Source organism: Streptomyces sp. NPDC048496, from assembly GCF_043200055.1.
Classification (GTDB): domain Bacteria; phylum Actinomycetota; class Actinomycetes; order Streptomycetales; family Streptomycetaceae; genus Streptomyces.
On the sequence record NZ_JBICXB010000001.1, the window covers coordinates 413,153 to 430,769 of the forward strand.

The 17,617-nt window shown below is 69.6% G+C and carries 19 protein-coding genes and 1 tRNA gene; 9 read left to right on the plus strand and 11 right to left on the minus strand.

Going from position 1 to position 17,617, the window contains the following annotated elements:
* Positions 1-861: 861 nt before the first annotated feature.
* The 4 genes from ACGFSA_RS01925 to ACGFSA_RS01940 all read right to left on the minus strand — a co-directional run bounded on the left by ACGFSA_RS01925 (position 862) and on the right by ACGFSA_RS01940 (position 2,834).
* Positions 862-1,269 (minus strand): phosphotyrosine protein phosphatase, encoded by a 408-nt coding sequence (locus ACGFSA_RS01925; protein WP_393298195.1) that lies wholly within the window; start codon positions 1,267-1,269, stop codon positions 862-864.
* A gap of 17 nt (positions 1,270-1,286) precedes the next feature.
* A complete protein-coding gene (locus ACGFSA_RS01930) occupies positions 1,287-1,631 on the minus strand; it encodes an ArsR/SmtB family transcription factor (RefSeq protein WP_393298399.1) in 345 nt (114 codons plus the stop codon).
* Between the two features lie 93 nt (positions 1,632-1,724).
* Positions 1,725-1,798: transfer RNA gene (locus tag ACGFSA_RS01935), tRNA-Pro, on the minus strand.
* 97 nt (positions 1,799-1,895) lie between these two features.
* The gene (locus ACGFSA_RS01940) at positions 1,896-2,834 is read right to left on the minus strand and encodes a metallophosphoesterase (protein WP_393298198.1); all 939 of its coding nucleotides are present in this window, start codon (positions 2,832-2,834) and stop codon (positions 1,896-1,898) included.
* A 79-nt stretch (positions 2,835-2,913) separates the two neighbouring features.
* On the opposite strand from ACGFSA_RS01940, the gene ACGFSA_RS01945 reads away from it, so the two are divergent.
* Positions 2,914-3,378, plus strand: a complete 465-nt coding sequence (locus ACGFSA_RS01945) for a GatB/YqeY domain-containing protein (RefSeq protein ID WP_358857089.1) — start codon at positions 2,914-2,916, stop codon at positions 3,376-3,378.
* 82 nt (positions 3,379-3,460) lie between these two features.
* On the opposite strand, the gene ACGFSA_RS01950 is transcribed toward ACGFSA_RS01945, so the two are convergent.
* A complete protein-coding gene (locus tag ACGFSA_RS01950) occupies positions 3,461-5,698 on the minus strand; it encodes a transglycosylase domain-containing protein (RefSeq protein WP_393298201.1) in 2,238 nt (745 codons plus the stop codon).
* A 407-nt stretch (positions 5,699-6,105) separates the two neighbouring features.
* On the opposite strand from ACGFSA_RS01950, the gene ACGFSA_RS01955 reads away from it, so the two are divergent.
* Positions 6,106-6,453 carry a WhiB family transcriptional regulator gene (locus tag ACGFSA_RS01955; RefSeq protein ID WP_366133472.1) on the plus strand — a complete coding sequence of 116 codons (348 nt, stop codon included), beginning with the start codon at positions 6,106-6,108 and terminating at the stop codon, positions 6,451-6,453.
* Positions 6,454-6,486: 33 nt separating this feature from the next.
* Here the strand turns inward: ACGFSA_RS01955 and ACGFSA_RS01960 are convergent, their stop codons facing one another.
* Together ACGFSA_RS01960 and ACGFSA_RS01965 are read right to left on the minus strand one after the other, a co-directional pair.
* Positions 6,487-7,857: an ArsA family ATPase gene (locus tag ACGFSA_RS01960; protein WP_393298204.1), complete on the minus strand. Its 1,371-nt coding sequence runs from the start codon at positions 7,855-7,857 to the stop codon at positions 6,487-6,489.
* Positions 7,854-8,840, minus strand: coding sequence for an ArsA family ATPase (locus ACGFSA_RS01965; protein ID WP_393298207.1), 987 nt, complete (start codon positions 8,838-8,840; stop codon positions 7,854-7,856). The genes ACGFSA_RS01960 and ACGFSA_RS01965 overlap by 4 nt, the downstream gene beginning before the upstream one ends.
* Before the next feature lie 71 nt (positions 8,841-8,911).
* Here ACGFSA_RS01965 and ACGFSA_RS01970 point away from each other — a divergent pair, with 71 nt between their 5' ends.
* The 4 genes from ACGFSA_RS01970 to ACGFSA_RS01985 all read left to right on the plus strand — a co-directional run bounded on the left by ACGFSA_RS01970 (position 8,912) and on the right by ACGFSA_RS01985 (position 11,453).
* Positions 8,912-9,070: a DUF4177 domain-containing protein gene (locus ACGFSA_RS01970; protein WP_019992579.1), complete on the plus strand. Its 159-nt coding sequence runs from the start codon at positions 8,912-8,914 to the stop codon at positions 9,068-9,070.
* Positions 9,070-9,540 (plus strand): RidA family protein, encoded by a 471-nt coding sequence (locus ACGFSA_RS01975; RefSeq protein ID WP_393298210.1) that lies wholly within the window; start codon positions 9,070-9,072, stop codon positions 9,538-9,540. The genes ACGFSA_RS01970 and ACGFSA_RS01975 overlap by 1 nt, the downstream gene beginning before the upstream one ends.
* Before the next feature lie 171 nt (positions 9,541-9,711).
* Positions 9,712-10,626, plus strand: a complete 915-nt coding sequence (locus ACGFSA_RS01980) for an NUDIX hydrolase (RefSeq protein ID WP_393298213.1) — start codon at positions 9,712-9,714, stop codon at positions 10,624-10,626.
* Complete coding sequence (locus ACGFSA_RS01985; protein WP_366133474.1) at positions 10,623-11,453, plus strand: MBL fold metallo-hydrolase; 831 nt, start codon at positions 10,623-10,625, stop codon at positions 11,451-11,453. Before ACGFSA_RS01980 ends, ACGFSA_RS01985 begins: the two co-directional genes overlap by 4 nt.
* A 127-nt stretch (positions 11,454-11,580) precedes the next feature.
* Here the strand turns inward: ACGFSA_RS01985 and ACGFSA_RS01990 are convergent, their stop codons facing one another.
* On the minus strand, positions 11,581-12,255 hold the full coding sequence (locus tag ACGFSA_RS01990) for a Crp/Fnr family transcriptional regulator (RefSeq protein WP_030925113.1): 675 nt from the start codon (positions 12,253-12,255) through the stop codon (positions 11,581-11,583).
* 508 nt (positions 12,256-12,763) lie between these two features.
* Between ACGFSA_RS01990 and nth the strand changes: the two genes are divergently transcribed.
* The 3 genes from nth to ACGFSA_RS02005 all read left to right on the plus strand — a co-directional run bounded on the left by nth (position 12,764) and on the right by ACGFSA_RS02005 (position 15,632).
* Entirely contained in the window at positions 12,764-13,552 is a 789-nt protein-coding gene (gene nth / locus ACGFSA_RS01995) for an endonuclease III (RefSeq protein WP_393298402.1), read from the plus strand.
* 60 nt (positions 13,553-13,612) lie between these two features.
* Positions 13,613-14,338 (plus strand): NUDIX hydrolase, encoded by a 726-nt coding sequence (locus ACGFSA_RS02000; protein ID WP_393298218.1) that lies wholly within the window; start codon positions 13,613-13,615, stop codon positions 14,336-14,338.
* Between the two features lie 88 nt (positions 14,339-14,426).
* A complete protein-coding gene (locus ACGFSA_RS02005; protein ID WP_393298221.1) occupies positions 14,427-15,632 on the plus strand; it encodes a MarP family serine protease in 1,206 nt (401 codons plus the stop codon).
* A 55-nt stretch (positions 15,633-15,687) separates the two neighbouring features.
* Here the strand turns inward: ACGFSA_RS02005 and ACGFSA_RS02010 are convergent, their stop codons facing one another.
* The 3 genes from ACGFSA_RS02010 to ACGFSA_RS02020 form a co-directional block, all read right to left on the minus strand.
* Positions 15,688-15,891: a hypothetical protein gene (locus ACGFSA_RS02010; protein ID WP_393298224.1), complete on the minus strand. Its 204-nt coding sequence runs from the start codon at positions 15,889-15,891 to the stop codon at positions 15,688-15,690.
* A gap of 163 nt (positions 15,892-16,054) precedes the next feature.
* Positions 16,055-17,038 (minus strand): alpha/beta fold hydrolase, encoded by a 984-nt coding sequence (locus tag ACGFSA_RS02015; protein WP_393298227.1) that lies wholly within the window; start codon positions 17,036-17,038, stop codon positions 16,055-16,057.
* Entirely contained in the window at positions 17,035-17,574 is a 540-nt protein-coding gene (locus tag ACGFSA_RS02020) for a phage holin family protein (protein WP_393298230.1), read from the minus strand. Before ACGFSA_RS02020 ends, ACGFSA_RS02015 begins: the two co-directional genes overlap by 4 nt.
* Between the last annotated feature and the right edge of the window lie 43 nt (positions 17,575-17,617).

A 17,617-nucleotide genomic window follows, 5' to 3' on the forward strand; every position in this document is an offset into this window, starting at 1 on the left:
ATCCTGACGGCCGGGATCACCACCGGCGCCGGTATCGACATCGAAACGTGCCGCAGCGGGCGGTCTGTTCACCGCGATGCGCTTCACGGTCGCAACCGACCGCGCGAACGTGCCGGACGAGGAGTCCGCACTCGGCGCGGGAGGTGCTACGAAATCATCGAAGGGGCGCGCGACTTCGGGCCCAGTGGCCGGGCAGAGCGGCGGATCCGGTCCCGCTCACGCCCGGCGACCTGAACCCGGCGCCTATGCCGACGGCTGCGGAGCGGTCGCACTGACCGTGCCCCCGGGCACAGGGGACGGTCCTCGTCGTCGGGTGGATCATGGAACGGGGCGGGTGACTGCTCACGCGACACCACGCGGCTCCGCGAGCCCGCCGCGGTATCAGCGGCACACCCGCGGGGTACCGCCACAGATGGCGCCCGGGGCTGCGCGGATTCAGGCCGACACACAGGCACACTCTGTGGTGGCCCCCACGAGGGGTGCCACCAGAGCGCTTCGGTCGCGGTCGGCCGCCGAAGATCAGTTGTGCCCGAACCTGCGCTGCTTCCGGTGGGAGACCTGCTCCGATATCGCGCGCACCGGCCCAGGCGCATCCGGAAGATGTGGTGCCTGCCTCTGCTCCTTCGTCTCCGCGGACGCGCTGCGTTCGTGACCACCTGTGCGGGCGCCGCGATTCTGTCGGCTCTGCTTCTTGCTCACGATTACGCCTCCTGTAGCCGATCTCGGGCGAGGGGCCACTTTCAGATTCGCATGTGAGTACGAAGCGCGCATTCCGGGCGGCCGGGTTGAGGGTCGGGGGCGCGGCCCGTCGCGAGATGCCGGATTGCCGCCTGCACGGACGGTCCGACCGTGCGAGTCCGACTAGCGCGGTGCGTCGCTGCTCAGGGGGGCCCGGTCCCGTGGGGCGATTTCGGCGATCAGGCCCTCCACCAGCGCCCTGATCTCGTCGCGGATGGGGCGGACGGCTTCCACGCCCCGGCCGGCCGGGTCCTCCAGCTTCCAGTCGAGGTACCGCTTGCCGGGGAAGACCGGGCAAGTGTCGCCACAGCCCATGGTGATGCAGACGTCCGATTCCTTGACCGCGTCGACGGTGAGGACCTTGGGGATCTCGGCGGAGATGTCGATGCCGACCTCGGCCCTCTCATCGAGGTGCCGGTCCTTGTGACGCTGGTGTACGTATCGCTTGCCTGGCGGCGCCGGTTCACTGCTGTCGCTGTGGCCCGAGGAGGCCGTTCGTGACGTAGAGGTCCACTGGCACTCCAGCGGCAATCCGGCGAGTGATCCGCTCAGGCGAATGTCTTCAGCATCTGCCCCATGCCGGCCACCACGCTCGGCTCGACCCGGTAGTAGACCCAGGTGCCGCGGCGTTCCGAGGTCAGCAGGCCCGCGTCCTTGAGTTTCTTCAGATGGTGGGAGACGGTCGGCTGGGAGACGCCGACGTCGGAGATGTCGCACACGCATGCCTCGCCGCCCTCATGGGAGGCGACCAGCGAGAACAGCCGCAGCCGAACCGGATCGCCGAGCGCCTTGAACATCTTCGCCGTGCGCTCGGCCTCCTCGGTACTCAAGGGGCGCTCGTTGAGCGGCGGGCAGCACGGCGCCACCGACTCGCGGCCAAGACCTTCTCCCAGATTTCTTCCGGACGGCTCCCAGAGGACCCCGGAAACCACTCAGGGGCCCGACCCGCTCTCGCGGATCAGGCCCCTGACCTGGTATTTCAACTGTCGGGGTGGCGGGATTTGAACCCACGACCTCTTCGTCCCGAACGAAGCGCGCTGCCAAGCTGCGCTACACCCCGATCGCCGCCGGTCTCCCGGCGACATCGATTACTTTAGCCCACCGGCGCCCGGAGACGAAATCCGGTTTCTGCCCCGGTGGGCGAGGCGCCCCGGGTTTCAGTCGCGGGGCGTCAGCGTCAGCAGCGTCGCCTCGGGCGGGCAGGCGAAGCGGACCGGGGTGTAGCGGTTGGTACCGCAGCCTGCGGAGACGTGGAGGTAGGCGCGCCGGTCGCCGACCGTGTGGCTGGAGAGCCCCTTGACCCGGTCCGTGTCCAGGTCGCAGTTGGTGACCAGGGCCCCGTAGAAGGGGATGCAGAGCTGGCCGCCATGGGTGTGACCCGCCAGGATCAGCGGGTAGCCGTCCGCGGTGAAGGCGTCGAGGGTGCGCAGGTACGGGGCGTGGACCACGCCGATGGACAGGTCGGCGCCCGTCTCGGGGCCGCCCGAGACCTCCGCGTACCGGTCGCGCTTGATGTGCGGGTCGTCGAGGCCGGTGAAGGCGAGCTCCAGGCCGTCGAGCTTGAGACGGCCCCGGGTGTTGCTCAGGTCCAGCCAGCCCGCCTCGTCGAACGCATCGCGCATCGGCTCCCACGGGTTGTGGACGACGCCGACCGCGGGGGCGTTGCCGTTGAGGCCGTGCTTGCCCTGGGCCTTCTCGAAGAGGTAGCGGGCCGGGTTACGGAGCTTGGGGCCGTAGTAGTCGTTGGAGCCGAAGACGTACACACCCGGGATCTCCATCAGCGGACCGAGCGCGTCCAGCAGCTCCGGTACGGCCTCCGGGTCGGAGAGATTGTCGCCGGTGTTGACGACAAAGTCCGGGCGCAGGCCGGCCAGCGACTGCAGCCAGCCGCGCTTCTTGCGCTGGCCGCTCACCATGTGGATGTCGGAGACCTGCAGCACGCGCAACGGGCGTGCCCCGTGCGGGAGTACGGGGACGGTGACCCGTCGGAGCCGGAACGAGCGGGCTTCGAAACCTGCCGCGTAAACGAGCCCGGCGGCGCCGACCGCTGCGCCGACTGCCGTGACTTTCAGGGGTACTCCGTAGCGTGCGCGCATGTGCCCATCGTCGCAGACACGACGCGGCGAGAGGAAAACCGGCGGGCGGTGGCCACCCCGAACCTGCCACAATCAGCACATGACCACGCTCAAGTCCAAGCTCAAGGAAGACCTCACCGCGGCCATGAAGGCGCGCGACGAGCTGACCTCGTCGACGCTCCGGCTGACCCTCACCGCGATCACCAAGGAGGAGGTCAGCGGCAAGACGTCGCGTGAGCTCTCCGACGACGAGGTGCAGAAGGTCATCGCCAAGGAGGCGAAGAAGCGCCGCGAGGCGGCCGAGGCCTTCGCCCAGGGCGGCCGGACGGAGCAGGCCGAGCGCGAGAAGGCGGAGGGCGAGCTGCTCGACGCGTACCTGCCGAAGCAGCTCAGTGATGACGAGCTGGGTGCGATCGTCGCGTCGGCGGTCGACGAGGCGAAGGCCGCCGGCGCCGAGGGGCCGCGGGCGATGGGTGCCGTCATGAAGATCGTGAACCCGAAGGTCGCGGGGCGCGCGGACGGCGGCCGGGTGGCCGCCGCGGTGAAGAAGCTCCTCGCGGGCTGAGCGGACCGTACATACGAGGAGGTGGGGTGACCCGGAATGTTCCGGGTCACCCCACCTCCTCGTTCATGGGCCGAGCGGCTGGTCAGGGACCCTTCGTGCCGTCTTGGCCCGGGCGCTGGGGTCCGTAGTTCCCGCCGGTGTTGTCCGGCGGGATGTCGGTGCCGGGGAACGGGGCGTTGCCGTCGCCCCTGCCCCGTCCCTTGTCCCGTCCCCGTCCCCGGCCCCGGCCCCGGCCCTCGTCCGTGTTGTCCGGCGGGTCCGGGATGTTGACGGTGTTGAACGACGGGGCGGGCAGTCCGTTGAGGGCGTTCGTCATGGCGTCGCGCCAGATCGGTCCGGGGACCTGGCCGCCGTACACCTTGTCCTGGTACACGCCACCGATGTTGATTCCCACCATCTTGACCTTCTGGGTCGGGCTGCCGACCCAGACGGCACCGGACATGTTCGGCGTGTAGCCGACGAACCAGGCGTTCCTGCGTTCATCGGTCGTACCCGTCTTGCCCGCGTTGTCGCGGCTCTGCAGGCCGGCCTGCTGACCGGTACCGGAGTCGATCACACCGCGCAGCAGGGTGTTGACGGTGTCGGCCGTCGTCTGCGACATCGCCTGCGAGCAGGTGGTCTTCGGTACCGGGAGCGACTTGCCGTTCGCCGTCGTGACCGCCTCGATGGCGATCGGTGTGCAGTACGTGCCCCGGTTGGCGAAGGCGGCGTACGCGCTGGCCATCGTGAGCGGCGAGAGGCCGTTGGAGCCGAGGGTCAGCGTGGAGGGGTTCTGCGGCAGCTTGGTGCCGTCGCCCTGCACCACGCCGAGCTTGTCGGTCATCTGGGAGACCGGGCACATGCCGATGTCCTGGAGCATCTGGATGAAGTAGGTGTTGACCGACTTCGCCATCGCTTCCTTCAGGGCGTACGGCCCTTCCTCGGACTCGCTCTCGTTCTTCGTGTGGTACTTCGGCACACTGTCGTTGACCCACGGCTTTCCGCAGGTCTGAACCGTGTCCGGGTAGTCCATCTCGTAAGGCGACGAGTACATCTGCGTCGCAGGCTTGCCACCCTCTATGGCCGCCGCGGCGAGGAACGGCTTGAACGTCGACCCGGTCGGGAAGCCGAAGTTCGAGCCGCCCATGTCCTTGTTGACCGAGTAGTTGTACTGGGTCTCGTTCGGCCCGAAACCGTACGGCTTGGACTGGCCCATGCCCATGATCTTGCCGGTGCCGGGCTGGACCAGCGTCACGGCGGTGGCGACCTTGTCCGTCTTGTAGACGTGACTCCTGATCGAGTCCTGCACGCCCGCCTGCGCCTGCGGGTCGAGCGTCGTGCGGACCGTGAGTCCGCCCTGGTTCCAGACCTTGGCCCGCTCCTCCTTCGTCTTGCCGAAGACCGGGTCGGTGAGGAAGACCTTGCGGACGTAGTCACAGAAGAAGGAGGCCCCGCTGACGGCCGTGATGCAGCCGTTCTTCGGCTTGCTGACCCTCAGCTTGATCGGCGTCGCCTGCGCCTTCTCCGCCGCCGTGCGAGTGATGCCCCCGACATCCGCCATCCGCTGGAGCACGGTGTTGCGACGCTTGGTCGCCTCCTCCGCGTCGTTGACCGGGTCGTAGCGGCTCGGCGACTGGACGATGCCGGCCAGCAGGGCGGCCTCCTCCAGCTTCAGGTCCTTCGCCGGCTTGGAGAAGTAGCGCTGGGAGGCCGCCTCGACGCCGTACGCCTGCTGCCCGAAGAAAGTGATGTTGAGGTAGTTCTCCAGGATCTTGTTCTTGCCGAGCTCTTCCTCGACCTGGATCGCGTACTTCAGCTCCTGGACCTTGCGGCCCATCGTCTGCTGGGTGGCCTGCGCGACCTTGTCCGGGTCGTCGCCCGCCTCCTCGACGAAGACGTTCTTCACGTACTGCTGGGTGAGGGTCGACGCGCCCTGCGCGGTCCCGCCCGCCTGCACGTTGCGGTTCATCGCGCGCAGGATGCCCTTGAGGTCGATCGCCCCGTGCTGGTAGAAGCGGGCATCCTCGATCGCGACGATCGCCTTCTGCATATACGGGGAGATGTCCTTCAGCGGAACGACGGTGCGGTCCCGCGAGTAGACCGTCGCAAGCATGTCGCCCTTGCTGTCCAGGATCTTGGTGCGCTGGCTCAGCGGCGGAGTCTTGAGGTTGGCCGGGATCTCGTCGAATCCCTCGACCGTTCCCTTCGCGGCGAGCCCCAGGGCTCCGGCGGCCGGCAGCGCGATGCCTGCGAGCACGACTCCGGAGAGTGCGGCGACACCGAGGAACTTGGCGGCCTGCTGGGTCGCGGTGAGACCCCCGCCCGAGCGGTTCTTTGGCATGGGGGCAGCCTACGTTCTCATTCGCCGGACACGCGTACATGCGTTGGCCTAAGCTGCTCCCAACTGTCACAGCCGTCCGGTTCCGTATCAACCCCCATGCAGCATTCGGCCGTGACCCGACCACGGTTCGGCCAGCACCTCGGGCGCCCCGAATTCGCCCCATGCGTCATTGAACGTCCGTTGTGACTCTGATGAATTGTCCCTATTTTGCGGGGATATTCTTGTATGTCCTTGCCTCACTCCCCTGGGTGATCTGCCGCGTACGCATAGTCCGTTCGGGCCATTCAAGATTGGGCCCGAAGGGGGTGTTGTGCTGTCGCCACCTTCCGTAACGTCCTCAACTGGCAGCGGTGAATATGCCGCTACCGCCGTGGGGGAGCCTCGATTCGGGAGAGGACGGCGCCGGGATGGGCTGGGTAACCGACTGGAGTGCGCAGGCAGCCTGCCGCACTACCGATCCGGATGAACTGTTCGTACAAGGGGCAGCGCAGAACAGGGCCAAGGCGGTGTGCACCGGTTGCCCGGTGCGGACCGAGTGCTTGGCCGATGCGCTGGACAATCGCGTCGAATTCGGCGTGTGGGGCGGAATGACGGAACGGGAGCGTCGCGCGCTGCTGCGCAGACGACCCACCGTCACGTCCTGGCGCCGGCTGCTGGAGACCGCTCGCAGTGAGTACGAGCGATCCACGGGCATCCTGCCGGTGGCCATCGGTCTGGACGACGAACTGCACGAGAGGTACGCCGCCGTGGGGTAGACCGCCGGGCGCCCACCCGGCCATCCAGGTGGTTTACGCAGCTCCGGCCGGAGTGGAATCGGTCGCGAGCCGGTCCCCGACGGCCCGCAGTCCTGCGAGGTCGTGCACATCTCCGGGCAGCGCCGCGACTTCGGTCACGGCGACCGCGGGGTGCAGTGCGATGAAGCGGTCGCGGGTGCGCTGTTCGCGCGCGACCACCTGCATGCGTTCAGCGTGCAGCCGCAGCAGGCCTGCGGCCAACTGCTCGACGGAGACGGCATCAGCCTCTGGTTCGGTGTCAACATCCTGGGTGTGCTCGGAACGGGCGGGGGAGGGCGGCGACTCGGGGTCTTCGGGAGAGGTGACTGCCGAGTCGGCCGGGTCACGAAGTCCAGCCTTCCCGGTGGTCTGATCCACAATGCCGATGTCGTCAAGATTTTCTGCGGCTGCCAGGGCGCGCTCGGCGGAGAGCCGGGCGGCGTCACTGCCGTGAACCCGGTTGAGGACCAGACCGGCCAGGGGCATGTCCTCCGCGGCCAGCCGTTCCACGAAGTAGGCGGCTTCGCGCAGTGCGTCCCGCTCCGGTGTCGCGACGACGAGGAACGCCGTGCCGGGCGCCTGCAACAGTCTGTACGTGGCATCCGCCCGGGTCCGGAAACCACCGAACATGGTGTCCATCGCCGCGACGAACGTCTGTACGTCGCGCAGGAACTGGCCACCCAGCAGCTTGCCGAGCGTCCCGGTCATCATCGACATGCCGACGTTGAGGAACTTCATCCCGGCCCGGCCGCCCATCTTCGCCGGAGCCATCAGCAGCTTGATGAACGTCCCATCCAGGAACGAGCCGAGCCGCTTGGGAGCGTCCAGGAAGTCCAGCGCGGAACGGGACGGCGGGGTGTCGACAACGATCAGGTCCCACTCGTTACGCGCCCGCAGCTGCCCCAGCTTCTCCATCGCCATGTACTCCTGCGTGCCCGCGAAACCGGCCGACAGGGACTGGTAGAAGGGGTTCTCCAGGATCGCGCGCGCCCGGTCGCCCTCCGCGTGCGCCTCGACGATCTCGTCGAAGGTCCGCTTCATGTCGAGCATCATGGCGTGCAGTTCACCGCCGCCCTCAACGGAGCACTCGATGCCCGGCACCCGGCGCGGGACGTTGTCCAGCGAGAGAATGCCCATGGACTGGGCGAGCCTGCGGGCCGGGTCGATGGTGAGGACGACGACCTTCCGGCCGCGCTCGGCGGCCCGTACACCCAGCGCCGCCGCGGTCGTGGTCTTGCCGACGCCGCCCGAGCCGCAGCACACGATGATCCGGATGTCCGGATCGTCGAGCAGCGCGTCGGTGTCCAGCGCGGGCGCGGTGGCCGTGGCTGTGCCTGTACCGGCGCCCGTACGCGCATCGGTGCCCGGTTCCGTACCCGCTCTCATGCACCCACCCCTTGGCCCGCCTCTTCGCCCACACCCTGCTTGCGGAGTTCGACTGCCAGGTCGTACAGACCGGGCAGGTCCACGCCTTCGCCGATCAGCGGAAGTTCGTTGGTCGGCAGCTCCAGATCCGCGAGGGCCGCGCGCTGCTCGCGCTCCAGCTCGACCCGCTGGGCATGCTCGGAGGCCTGCTCGATCAGCGGACGTACCAGCGCCGCGGACCCGGTCACGCCCGCCCGGGTGAGCGCCTTGGCGATCTCCTTGCGGCGGCCCCCGGAGGCGGTACGCAGCGCGTCCTCGTCCAGCAGATGCGGCCGCACCATGTTCACGATGACCCTGCCCACCGGCAGTTCGGCCGCCCGCAGCTCCGCGACGCCGTCCGCGGTCTCCTGGACCGGCATCTCCTCCAGCAGCGTCACCAGGTGGACCGCCGTCTCCGGGGACTTCAGCACCCGCATCACGGCCTGCGCCTGACTGTGTATCGGGCCGATCCGGGCCAGCCCCGCCACCTCGTCGTTCACATTGAGGAAGCGCGTGATGCGGCCGGTGGGCGGCGCATCCATGATCACGTAGTCGTAGCTGTACCGGCCCTGCTTGTCCTTGCGGCGTACGGCTTCGCAGGCCTTGCCCGTCAGCAGCACGTCCCGTACCCCGGGTGCGATCGTCGTGGCGAAGTCGATCGCGCCGAGCTTCTTGAGCGCCCGGCCCGCGCTGCCGAGCTTGTAGAACATCTGGAGGTAATCGAGGAGTGCGCGCTCCGCGTCGATCGCGAGGGCGTACACCTCGCCGCCGCCCGGCGCGACGGCGATCTTGCGCTCCTCGTACGGAAGGGAATCCGCCTCGAAGAGCTGGGCGATGCCCTGCCTGCCCTCGACCTCGACGAGAAGGGTGCGCTTGCCCTCGGTCGCGAGGGCGAGCGCGAGGGCGGCGGCGACCGTGGTCTTACCGGTACCGCCCTTGCCGCTGACGACCTGGAACCTGCTCACGTATTCGAGCCTAACCAGTACGGCCCCGGGCTACGCACGAGCCCGTACGTGCCAGGCATTACAGTCGGCCTATGACCAAGTGGGAATACGCGACCGTGCCGCTTCTCGTGCACGCGACGAAGCAGATTCTGGACACCTGGGGCGAGGACGGCTGGGAGCTGGTCCAGGTCGTTCCCGGCCCGAACAACCCCGAGCAGCTCGTGGCCTACCTGAAGCGGGAGAAGCCGTAATGGCGGGCGCCGTCGAGGCGAAGCTCGCCGAACTCGGGCTGACGCTGCCGGACGTCGTACCGCCGCTCGCCTCGTATCAGCCGGCCGTCCAGTCCGGTGTGTACGTGTACACGTCGGGCCAGCTGCCCATGGTGGAGGGCAAGCTCACGGTCACCGGCAAGGTCGGTGCGGAGGTCACGCCGGACGAGGCCAAGGAGCTGGCCAGGACCTGCGCGCTCAACGCGCTGGCCGCCGTGAAGTCGGTCGCGGGCGACCTGGACCGGATCAAGCGGGTCGTCAAGGTCGTGGGCTTCGTCGCCTCGGCCTCCGACTTCACCGGGCAGCCCGCCGTGATCAACGGTGCGAGCGAGCTGCTCGGCGCGGTGCTCGGCGACAAGGGCGTGCACGCGCGCAGCGCCGTGGGCGTCGCGGTGCTGCCGTTGGACGCGCCGGTCGAGGTCGAGGTGCAGGTCGAGCTGGACGGGGCCTGAGCCGCTGCCGCAGTGAGGCGGGTACCTCCATGATCCGTGATCCCGCCCGGTCCGTGCGACCGGGCGGGATCACGCGTTTCACACCCCCGGGTCCCTGCGTGACGCGTATCGCGTCCCGTGCGCCCCTTGCTGCCTCTCGAACATCGTCGCGGTTCCGGATAGCCTCCGGCCATGTCCAATGGTCAGTGGTACCCACCGGAATGGCCCGACCGGATCCGGGCACTCGCCGCAGGCGAGCTCACGGCCGCGACGCCCCGGCGCGCCGCCACCGTGATGCTGCTCCGGGACCCCGCTGGCACCGAGGGCGGGCCCACCGTCCACATGCTGCGCCGCCGCACCTCCATGGCATTTGCCGGAGGTGCGTACGCCTATCCGGGTGGCGGCGTCGACCCGCGCGACGACGACCGCCTCGTCGGCTGGGCCGGACCCGCGCTGGAGCTCTGGGCCGACCGGCTCGGCGTCGGTACGGTCGCCGAGGCGCAGGCCATCGTCTGTGCGGCGGTCCGTGAGACGTACGAGGAGTCGGGTGTCCTCCTCGCCGGGCCGACGGCCGACACCGTCGTCAGCGACACCACGGGCGCCGACTGGGAGGCGGACCGCGAGGCCCTCGTCGCCCGCGAGCTGTCCTTCGCCGAGTTCCTGGACCGGCGCGGGCTCGTACTCCGCTCCGATCTGCTCGGGGCGTGGGCGCGCTGGATCACGCCCGAGTTCGAACCCCGGCGCTACGACACCTGGTTCTTCGTCGCCGCGCTCCCCGAGGGCCAGCGCACCCTCTCCCATGGCCCTGAAGGCATGGGAGGTGCCCCCTCCGCCTCCACCGAGGCCGACCTCGCGCTATGGATCTCCCCGGCGGAAGCCACCGACGGATACGACCGGGGCGAGCTGCTCATGATGCCGCCGACCGTGTCGACGCTGCGTCAGCTGCGCCCGTACCGCACCGCAGCCGAGGCGCTGAAGGCCGCGTCCTCCCAGGACCTCACCCCTGTACTCGCACAAGCCCGGCTGGAGGACGGCGAACTGGTGCTGAGCTGGCCGGGGCACGACGAATTCACCAAGCACATCCCGGCCGGAGATGGTTCCGCATGAGCGACGCAGCAGCGCTGCCCGGGCAGCCGCGCGGCGGGGTCCTCTCCGGCCCAGCGACCGCCCGTACGGTCAACGTCCTCGCCCCCAACGCCTCGGCGATGACGCTCGATGGCACCAACACCTGGATTGTCGCCGAGCCCGACTCCGACCTCGCGGTCGTCATCGACCCGGGCCCGCTGGACGACAGCCATCTGCAGGCCGTCATCGACACCGCCGAGCGGGCCGGCCGACGGATCGGCCTCACGCTCCTCACCCACGGTCACCCCGACCACGCGGAGGGCGCGGCGCGCTTCGCCGAGCTCACCCGTACGGCGGTGCGGGCGCTGGACCCGGCGCTGCGGCTCGGCGAGGAGGGGCTGACGACGGGCGACGTGATCACCACCGGAGGGCTCGAACTGCGGGTGGTCCCGACCCCGGGGCACACCTCCGACTCGCTCTCCTTCCATCTGCCCGCCGACCGGGCGGTGCTGACCGGCGACACGATCCTCGGGCGCGGCACCACGCTCGTCGCGCACCCGGACGGGCGGCTCGGCGACTACCTCGACTCGCTGCGGCGGCTGCGCTCGCTGGCGGTCGACGACGGGGTGCACACGGTGCTGCCGGGGCACGGTCCGGTCCTGGACGACGCACAGGGCGCGGTCGAGTTCTATCTCGCCCACCGCGCGCACCGGCTCGCCCAGGTGGAGACGGCGGTGGAGGCCGGGCACCGCTCGGCCACGGAGGTGGTGGCGTACGTGTACGCGGACGTGGACCGGTCGCTGTGGCCTGCGGCGGAGCTGTCGGTGCGGGCTCAGCTGGAGTACCTGGGCGAGCACGGGCTGATCTGAGCCGCGGTTACGCCCGTGGCGCTGATATCGGGGCTGCGAGGCGCCGACGCGTGGCCGAGGCGCCGTGACGCGCGAGAGGCCCCGCCGTCCGGCGGGGCCTCTCGCGTCGTGAGGGGGTGGTGTCCGGCTAGCGCGAACGCTTCGCCAGGCGCTCCACATCCAGCAGGATCACGGCGCGCGCCTCCAGGCGGAGCCAGCCACGGCCCGCGAAGTCGGCAAGCGCCTTGTTGACCGTCTCGCGGGAGGCGCCGACCAGCTGGGCCAGCTCTTCCTGGGTCAGGTCGTGGACGACGTGGATGCCTTCCTCCGACTGGACGCCGAACCGGCGCGACAGGTCGAGGAGGGCGCGGGCGACACGGCCCGGTACGTCGGAGAAGACCAGGTCGGACATCTGGTCGTTGGTCTTGCGCAGTCGGCGGGCGACGGCACGCAGCAGGGCCGTGGCCACCTCGGGGCGGGCGTTCAGCCAGGGCTGGAGGTCGCCGTGGCCGAGGCCGAGGAGCTTGACCTCGGTCAGCGCGGTGGCGGTGGCGGTGCGCGGGCCCGGGTCGAAGAGCGACAGCTCACCGATCAGCTCGCCGGGGCCGAGGACGGCCAGCATGTTCTCGCGTCCGTCGGGGGACGTGCGGTGGAGCTTCACCTTGCCCTCGGTGACCACGTACAGGCGGTCACCCTGGTCGCCCTCGTGGAAGAGAGCGTCGCCGCGTGCGAGGGTCACCTCACTCATCGAGGCGCGGAGCTCCGCGGCCTGCTCATCATCGAGCGCCGCGAAAAGCGGGGCGCGCCGCAGAACGTCGTCCACGAGTTCTCTCCTTGTCGGCCTGTTCAGGGAACCGTGGTCCCCATCATGCCGGACGGTAAAACAGTGCGATCAATCACAAACCAGTTTGACGCACGGGCGCGCCCCATCGTGCGGCAGGGGGCCGATTGGGGGCGGATCCACAGTGACCGGGGCGGATGTCAGTGCCTGGCTCTAGGCTGGCCGGGTGTCCAACAAGCCGGTGAGAGCGCAGGCCAAGGGGGCTGATGGGGTGTCGGAAGACCGTAATTCCGCTGTGGGCGAACAGGCTGCGAGTCGACCGACAAAAGCCGCAAAACGCCCGACTGGGGAGTTGGTGGAGCCGGTGAAGTCCGGGGGGCCCGCGAAGGCGTCCAACGGGTCCGCGAAGAACGCCGGAGCAGCGGCGAAGACGTCCGGGGCGCCCGGGAAAACGGTCGGGGCAGCGGCGAAGACGTCCGGGGCGTCCGGGAAGACGGCCGGGGCAGCGGCGAAGACGTCCGGGGCGTCCGGGAAGACGGCCGGGGCAGCGGTGAAAGCGGGAAAGTCCGGGAAGCCGGAGTCGCACCTCGCGATGGTCCGCCGCGCCCGCCGGATCAACCGCGAGCTCGCCGAGGTCTATCCGTACGCCCACCCGGAGCTGGACTTCCGGAACCCCTTCGAGCTCCTGGTCGCCACGGTCCTCTCCGCCCAGACCACCGATCTGAGAGTCAACCAGACCACCCCCGCGCTGTTCGCCGCCTACCCGACCCCCGAGGACATGGCGGCGGCCGTCCCCGAGGAGCTGGAGGAAATCATCCGGCCGACCGGCTTCTTCCGGGCCAAGGCCAGGTCGCTGATAGGGCTCTCCGCGTCCCTCAGGGACAATTTCGGCGGTGAGGTCCCGGGGCGGCTCGCGGACCTGGTCACGTTGCCCGGCGTCGGCCGCAAGACCGCCAATGTCGTCCTCGGCAATGCCTTCGGCGTCCCCGGCATCACGGTCGACACCCACTTCGGCCGGCTGGTCCGCCGCTGGAAGTGGACGGAGCAGGAGGACCCGGAGAAGGTCGAGGCGGAGATCGCCGCGATCTTCCCCAAGAGCGAGTGGACGATGCTCTCGCACCGCGTCGTCTTCCACGGCCGCCGCATCTGCCACGCCCGCAGGCCCGCCTGCGGTGCCTGCCCGATCGCCCCGCTCTGCCCCTCGTACGGCGAGGGCGAGACGGATCCGGAGGAGGCCCGGAAGCTTCTGAAGTACGAGATGGGCGGACAGCCCGGCCAGCGGCTGAGCCCGCCGCCCGACTATCCGGGCAAGCCCGCGCCGGCGCTGGGAGCCGGGTGACGGGGGCGCCCTTCCGGAACGAAATGCGCGACCGCAGGCGTTGTGAGACGAGGGGTGCCTATGAAGACGCACGAACAGAGCCACGTAGAGGATCGCTCCGCAGGTGTGGGCCGGGACGACGCGATCGCCGTCTCGACGGACGGGCTGCCCGAGTGGCTCGAGCCCGTCGCCCGGGCCGCACGGACCATCGAGCCCCAGCAGCTCAGCCGCTTTCTGCCGCCCGAGAGCGGCGCCGGGCGCCAGTCCGCCGTCCTTGTCCTGTTCGGTGAGGGCGAGCGCGGGCCCGAGCTGCTCCTGATGGAGCGCTCGGGCTCACTGCGTTCCCACCCCGGGCAGCCCTCCTTCCCCGGGGGAGCCCTGGACCCCGAGGACGGCGACCAGGCGACCGCAGGGCCGCTCAGGGCGGCTCTGCGGGAGGCCGAGGAGGAGACCGGACTCGATCCGCGCGGCGTCCAGCTCTTCGCTGTGCTGCCCCGGCTCTACATCCCGGTGAGCAGTTTCGTCGTCACGCCCGTACTTGGCTGGTGGCGGGCGCCGAGCCCGGTCGGGGTCGTCGATCCGGCCGAGACGGCCCGGGTCTTCACGGTTCCCGTGGCGGATCTCACTGATCCGGCCAATCGGGTGACGACGGTGCACCCCAGCGGTCACCGAGGCCCGGCATTCCTGGTGGAATCGGCGCTGGTCTGGGGTTTCACCGCCGGGGTGATCGACCGCATTCTGCACTTCGCGGGCTGGGAGCGCCCCTGGGACGGGACCAGGCAGGTGCCGCTCGACTGGCGCGCATGACAGGCTGACTTCCGTGCTGGGGCGTTCGGGTCTGCCCGGTCCCAGCCGAACGAACGGGTCCGGTGACGAATCTGCGAGGCAATAGACGGTGAACGTGCTGGACATCCTGCTGCTGGCCGGCGCCGTGTGGTTCGCAGTGATCGGCTACCGCCAGGGCTTCGTCGTCGGCATCCTGTCGGTCATCGGCTTCCTGGGCGGCGGCCTGGTCGCCGTCTATCTGCTGCCGGTCCTGTGGGACCAGCTGACGGACGGCTCCGAGGTCTCCTCCACGGCCGCCGTGGTCGCGGTCGTCATCGTGATCGTGTGCGCCTCCGTCGGCCAGGCATTCACCACCCACCTCGGCAGCAAACTCCGGCGGTACATCACGTGGTCGCCCGCCCGCGCCCTCGATGCCACCGGCGGCGCACTCGTCAATGTGGTCGCGATGCTGCTGGTGGCGTGGCTGATCGGTTCCGCACTGGCGGGCACGTCGCTGCCGACGCTGGGCAAGGAAGTGCGTAACTCCTCGGTGCTGCTCGGGATCTCCCGGGTGATGCCCGCCCAGGCCTCCAACTGGTTCACGGACTTCTCCTCCGTCCTCGCGCAGAACGGCTTCCCGCAGGTCTTCAGCCCGTTCGTCAACGAGCCGATCACTGAGGTCAAGGCCCCGGATCCGGCCCTGGCCCACAGCCCCGTCGCGGCCCGCGCCAAGCAGTCCATCGTCAAGGTCGTCGGTACGGCCCCGGGCTGCGGCAAGGTCCTCGAAGGCACCGGCTTCGTCTTCTCCGACCGCCGGGTGATGACCAACGCCCATGTCGTCGGCGGCGTCGACGAGCCGACCGTCCAGATCGGCGGCCAGGGGCGGCTGTACGACGCGAAGGTCGTCCTCTACGACTGGCAGCGCGACATCGCCGTACTCGACGTCCCGGACCTCGACGCGAAGCCGCTGAAGTTCACCGATACGGACCACGACGCCGCGACGGGGCACGACGCCATCGTCGCGGGCTTCCCGGAGAACGGCTCGTACGACGTACGCTCCGCGCGCGTCCGCGGCCGCATCGACGCCGACGGCCCGGACATCTACCACCGGGGCACCGTCCGCCGCGATGTGTACTCGCTCTTCGCGACAGTCCGCCAGGGCAACTCCGGCGGACCGCTGCTGACCCCCGACGGCAAGGTGTACGGGGTCGTCTTCGCCAAGTCGCTGGACGATCCCGACACGGGGTACGCCCTGACCGCCGACGAGATCCGCCAGGACATCGCCGACGGCCGTACCGCCAACCAGCAGGTCGACAGCGAGGCGTGCGCGCTGTAGGGAAACGGACAGGGGTCGGCCCGGGTCCGGTCCGTGTGATCAGGTCAGGACTGCGTCATCCGCGGGGATGGCGCAGCCGCGCCGAGACCCAGCGAGCCCGGCGGCGGAGAATGTGCGGAATGCCCAGCTGGGGATCATGCAGGTCATGCACACCGAGCACCCGGCCCTGAAGGCCGTCCCCCTCATGAATGCTCGGATCCGCCGTAGCGGTCGAGCGACGATTGCGTGCTGTGTCACCGAAGTCGTGCGTCCAGCCCATACCCCGACGTCTGCCCGTGCCTCATGGTCGGTAATCGTGCGGGCGCCAGCCAATTGGCCTATGCGCCAGGCAATTGGCTGTTCGTCGGACAACTGTGCACTTCCGGCCACCGGTTGGTCGCGACGGGTTACCTGTCCGGCCGCTCCCAGGGCCCGTCCCAGGGCTACCGGTCGGGCTCGGGATCCTTGAGCCAGTTGATGAGTTCGGTCGAGAACCCGGCCGGATCCTCCTCGTGCGGGAAGTGCCCCAGACCATCGAAAAGTCGCCAACGGTACGGCGCTTCGACGTACTTGCCGGACCCTGCCGCACTCCGCGTACGGGCCACCGGATCGAGTGAACCGTGCAGATGCAGCGTCGGCACCCGTACCGGGCGTTTCATCCGGCGATTGAACTGGATGCCGTCCGGGCGTGCCATGGAGCGCACCATCCAGCGGTACGGCTCGATCGAGCAGTGAGCCGTCGACGGGATGCACATCGCACGCCGGTAGACGTCCACCGTCGCGTCGTTGGGGAACTCGGGCGTCCGCGGCCCCGACCAGTCGCGGATCAGCCGGCCCACCAAGGCCCCGTCGTCCGCGACGAGCTGACGCTCCGGCACCCAGGGGCGCTGGAAGCCCCAGATGTACGAGCCCGCCCGGGACTGCGCGAAGTCGGAGAGCATCGAGGACCGCCAGCGGCGCGGATGCGGCATCGAGGAGACCACCAGCCGACGCACCAGCTTGGGCCGCATCACCGCGGCCGTCCAGGCGAGGTATCCGCCCATGTCATGGCCGACCAGCGCCGCGTCCGGCTCACCGAGCGACCGGATCACGCCGGTGACGTCGAGGGCCAGGTTGGCGGGGTCGTACCCCCGCGGCGTACGGTCGCTGCCGCCGACCCCGCGCAGATCCATCGCGACGGCACGGAACCCGGCGTCGGCGAGCGCGGTCAGCTGATGGCGCCAGGTCCACCAGAACTGCGGGAAGCCGTGCAGCAGCAGTACCAAGGGGCCGTCGCCCAGCTCGGCGATGTGGAAGCGTGCCCCGTTGGCCGCCACATCCCGGTGGATCCAGGGGCCGTCGATCCGTACGGGACTGCCGGAGCCGGAGCCGGGGCCTGCCAAACCGGGGCCTGTGGGGTCGAATGCGCTGGAATCGGGGACGGTCATGTGGACGAGCGTGCCACAGCGGACGTCTCGTCCTCGACTGCGGACTCCGCCCCGGCCTTCTCCGTCCGCGTGCTGCCCGAGGCTGTGACGGCCGGGTGACCGGCACTCGCGGTGACCGCCGGACGCGGGTGCGGCTTGACACCCTGCAGCACGGCCGCCGTCTGCTTGGCCGACGCGATCGACCTCTCCGGCGGCTTGACCTTCTTGAACTTGGCGACGGCGAACAGCGCGAGCAGCACCCCCAGCACGATGAAGGCGAGACCCACGATCCCGAAGCACCAGGCGAGGCCAAGTCCCGTGGTGTGGATCCAGTAGGCGGCTCCGAAGCTCAGCACGGGGATCGAGAACAGAATCAGCACTCCCGCGATGATGAACGCCACACTGCCGGTCACGCCCCGCTTGACGTCCTGCCGCACCTCGGCCTTGGCCAGGGCGATCTCGTCGTGCACCAGCGCGGACACCTCGGCCGTCGCCGAGGCGACCAGCTGCCCGAGACTGCGGTCGGCGCTGCCCGCGTAATTGCCGGGGTCGCTCATCCCTGACTCCCTCTTCTGCTCTCCTGCTCAACACATCTGGTGT

What these genes read in the sequence shown, in the direction of transcription:
- ACGFSA_RS02010 (WP_393298224.1), bottom strand. Translation starts at nt 15,891, where the DNA reads ATGGGCTGGACGCACGACTTCGGTGACACAGCACGCAATCGTCGCTCG.
- ACGFSA_RS01975 (WP_393298210.1), top strand. Translation starts at nt 9,070, where the DNA reads ATGGCGGGCGCCGTCGAGGCGAAGCTCGCCGAACTCGGGCTGACGCTG.
- ACGFSA_RS01980 (WP_393298213.1), top strand. Translation starts at nt 9,712, where the DNA reads ATGTCCAATGGTCAGTGGTACCCACCGGAATGGCCCGACCGGATCCGG.
- ACGFSA_RS02000 (WP_393298218.1), top strand. Translation starts at nt 13,613, where the DNA reads ATGAAGACGCACGAACAGAGCCACGTAGAGGATCGCTCCGCAGGTGTG.
- ACGFSA_RS01940 (WP_393298198.1), bottom strand. Translation starts at nt 2,834, where the DNA reads ATGCGCGCACGCTACGGAGTACCCCTGAAAGTCACGGCAGTCGGCGCA.
- ACGFSA_RS02020 (WP_393298230.1), bottom strand. Translation starts at nt 17,574, where the DNA reads ATGAGCGACCCCGGCAATTACGCGGGCAGCGCCGACCGCAGTCTCGGG.
- ACGFSA_RS01945 (WP_358857089.1), top strand. Translation starts at nt 2,914, where the DNA reads ATGACCACGCTCAAGTCCAAGCTCAAGGAAGACCTCACCGCGGCCATG.
- ACGFSA_RS01985 (WP_366133474.1), top strand. Translation starts at nt 10,623, where the DNA reads ATGAGCGACGCAGCAGCGCTGCCCGGGCAGCCGCGCGGCGGGGTCCTC.
- ACGFSA_RS01970 (WP_019992579.1), top strand. Translation starts at nt 8,912, where the DNA reads ATGACCAAGTGGGAATACGCGACCGTGCCGCTTCTCGTGCACGCGACG.
- ACGFSA_RS01960 (WP_393298204.1), bottom strand. Translation starts at nt 7,857, where the DNA reads ATGAGAGCGGGTACGGAACCGGGCACCGATGCGCGTACGGGCGCCGGT.
- ACGFSA_RS02015 (WP_393298227.1), bottom strand. Translation starts at nt 17,038, where the DNA reads ATGACCGTCCCCGATTCCAGCGCATTCGACCCCACAGGCCCCGGTTTG.
- ACGFSA_RS01950 (WP_393298201.1), bottom strand. Translation starts at nt 5,698, where the DNA reads ATGCCAAAGAACCGCTCGGGCGGGGGTCTCACCGCGACCCAGCAGGCC.
- ACGFSA_RS01955 (WP_366133472.1), top strand. Translation starts at nt 6,106, where the DNA reads ATGGGCTGGGTAACCGACTGGAGTGCGCAGGCAGCCTGCCGCACTACC.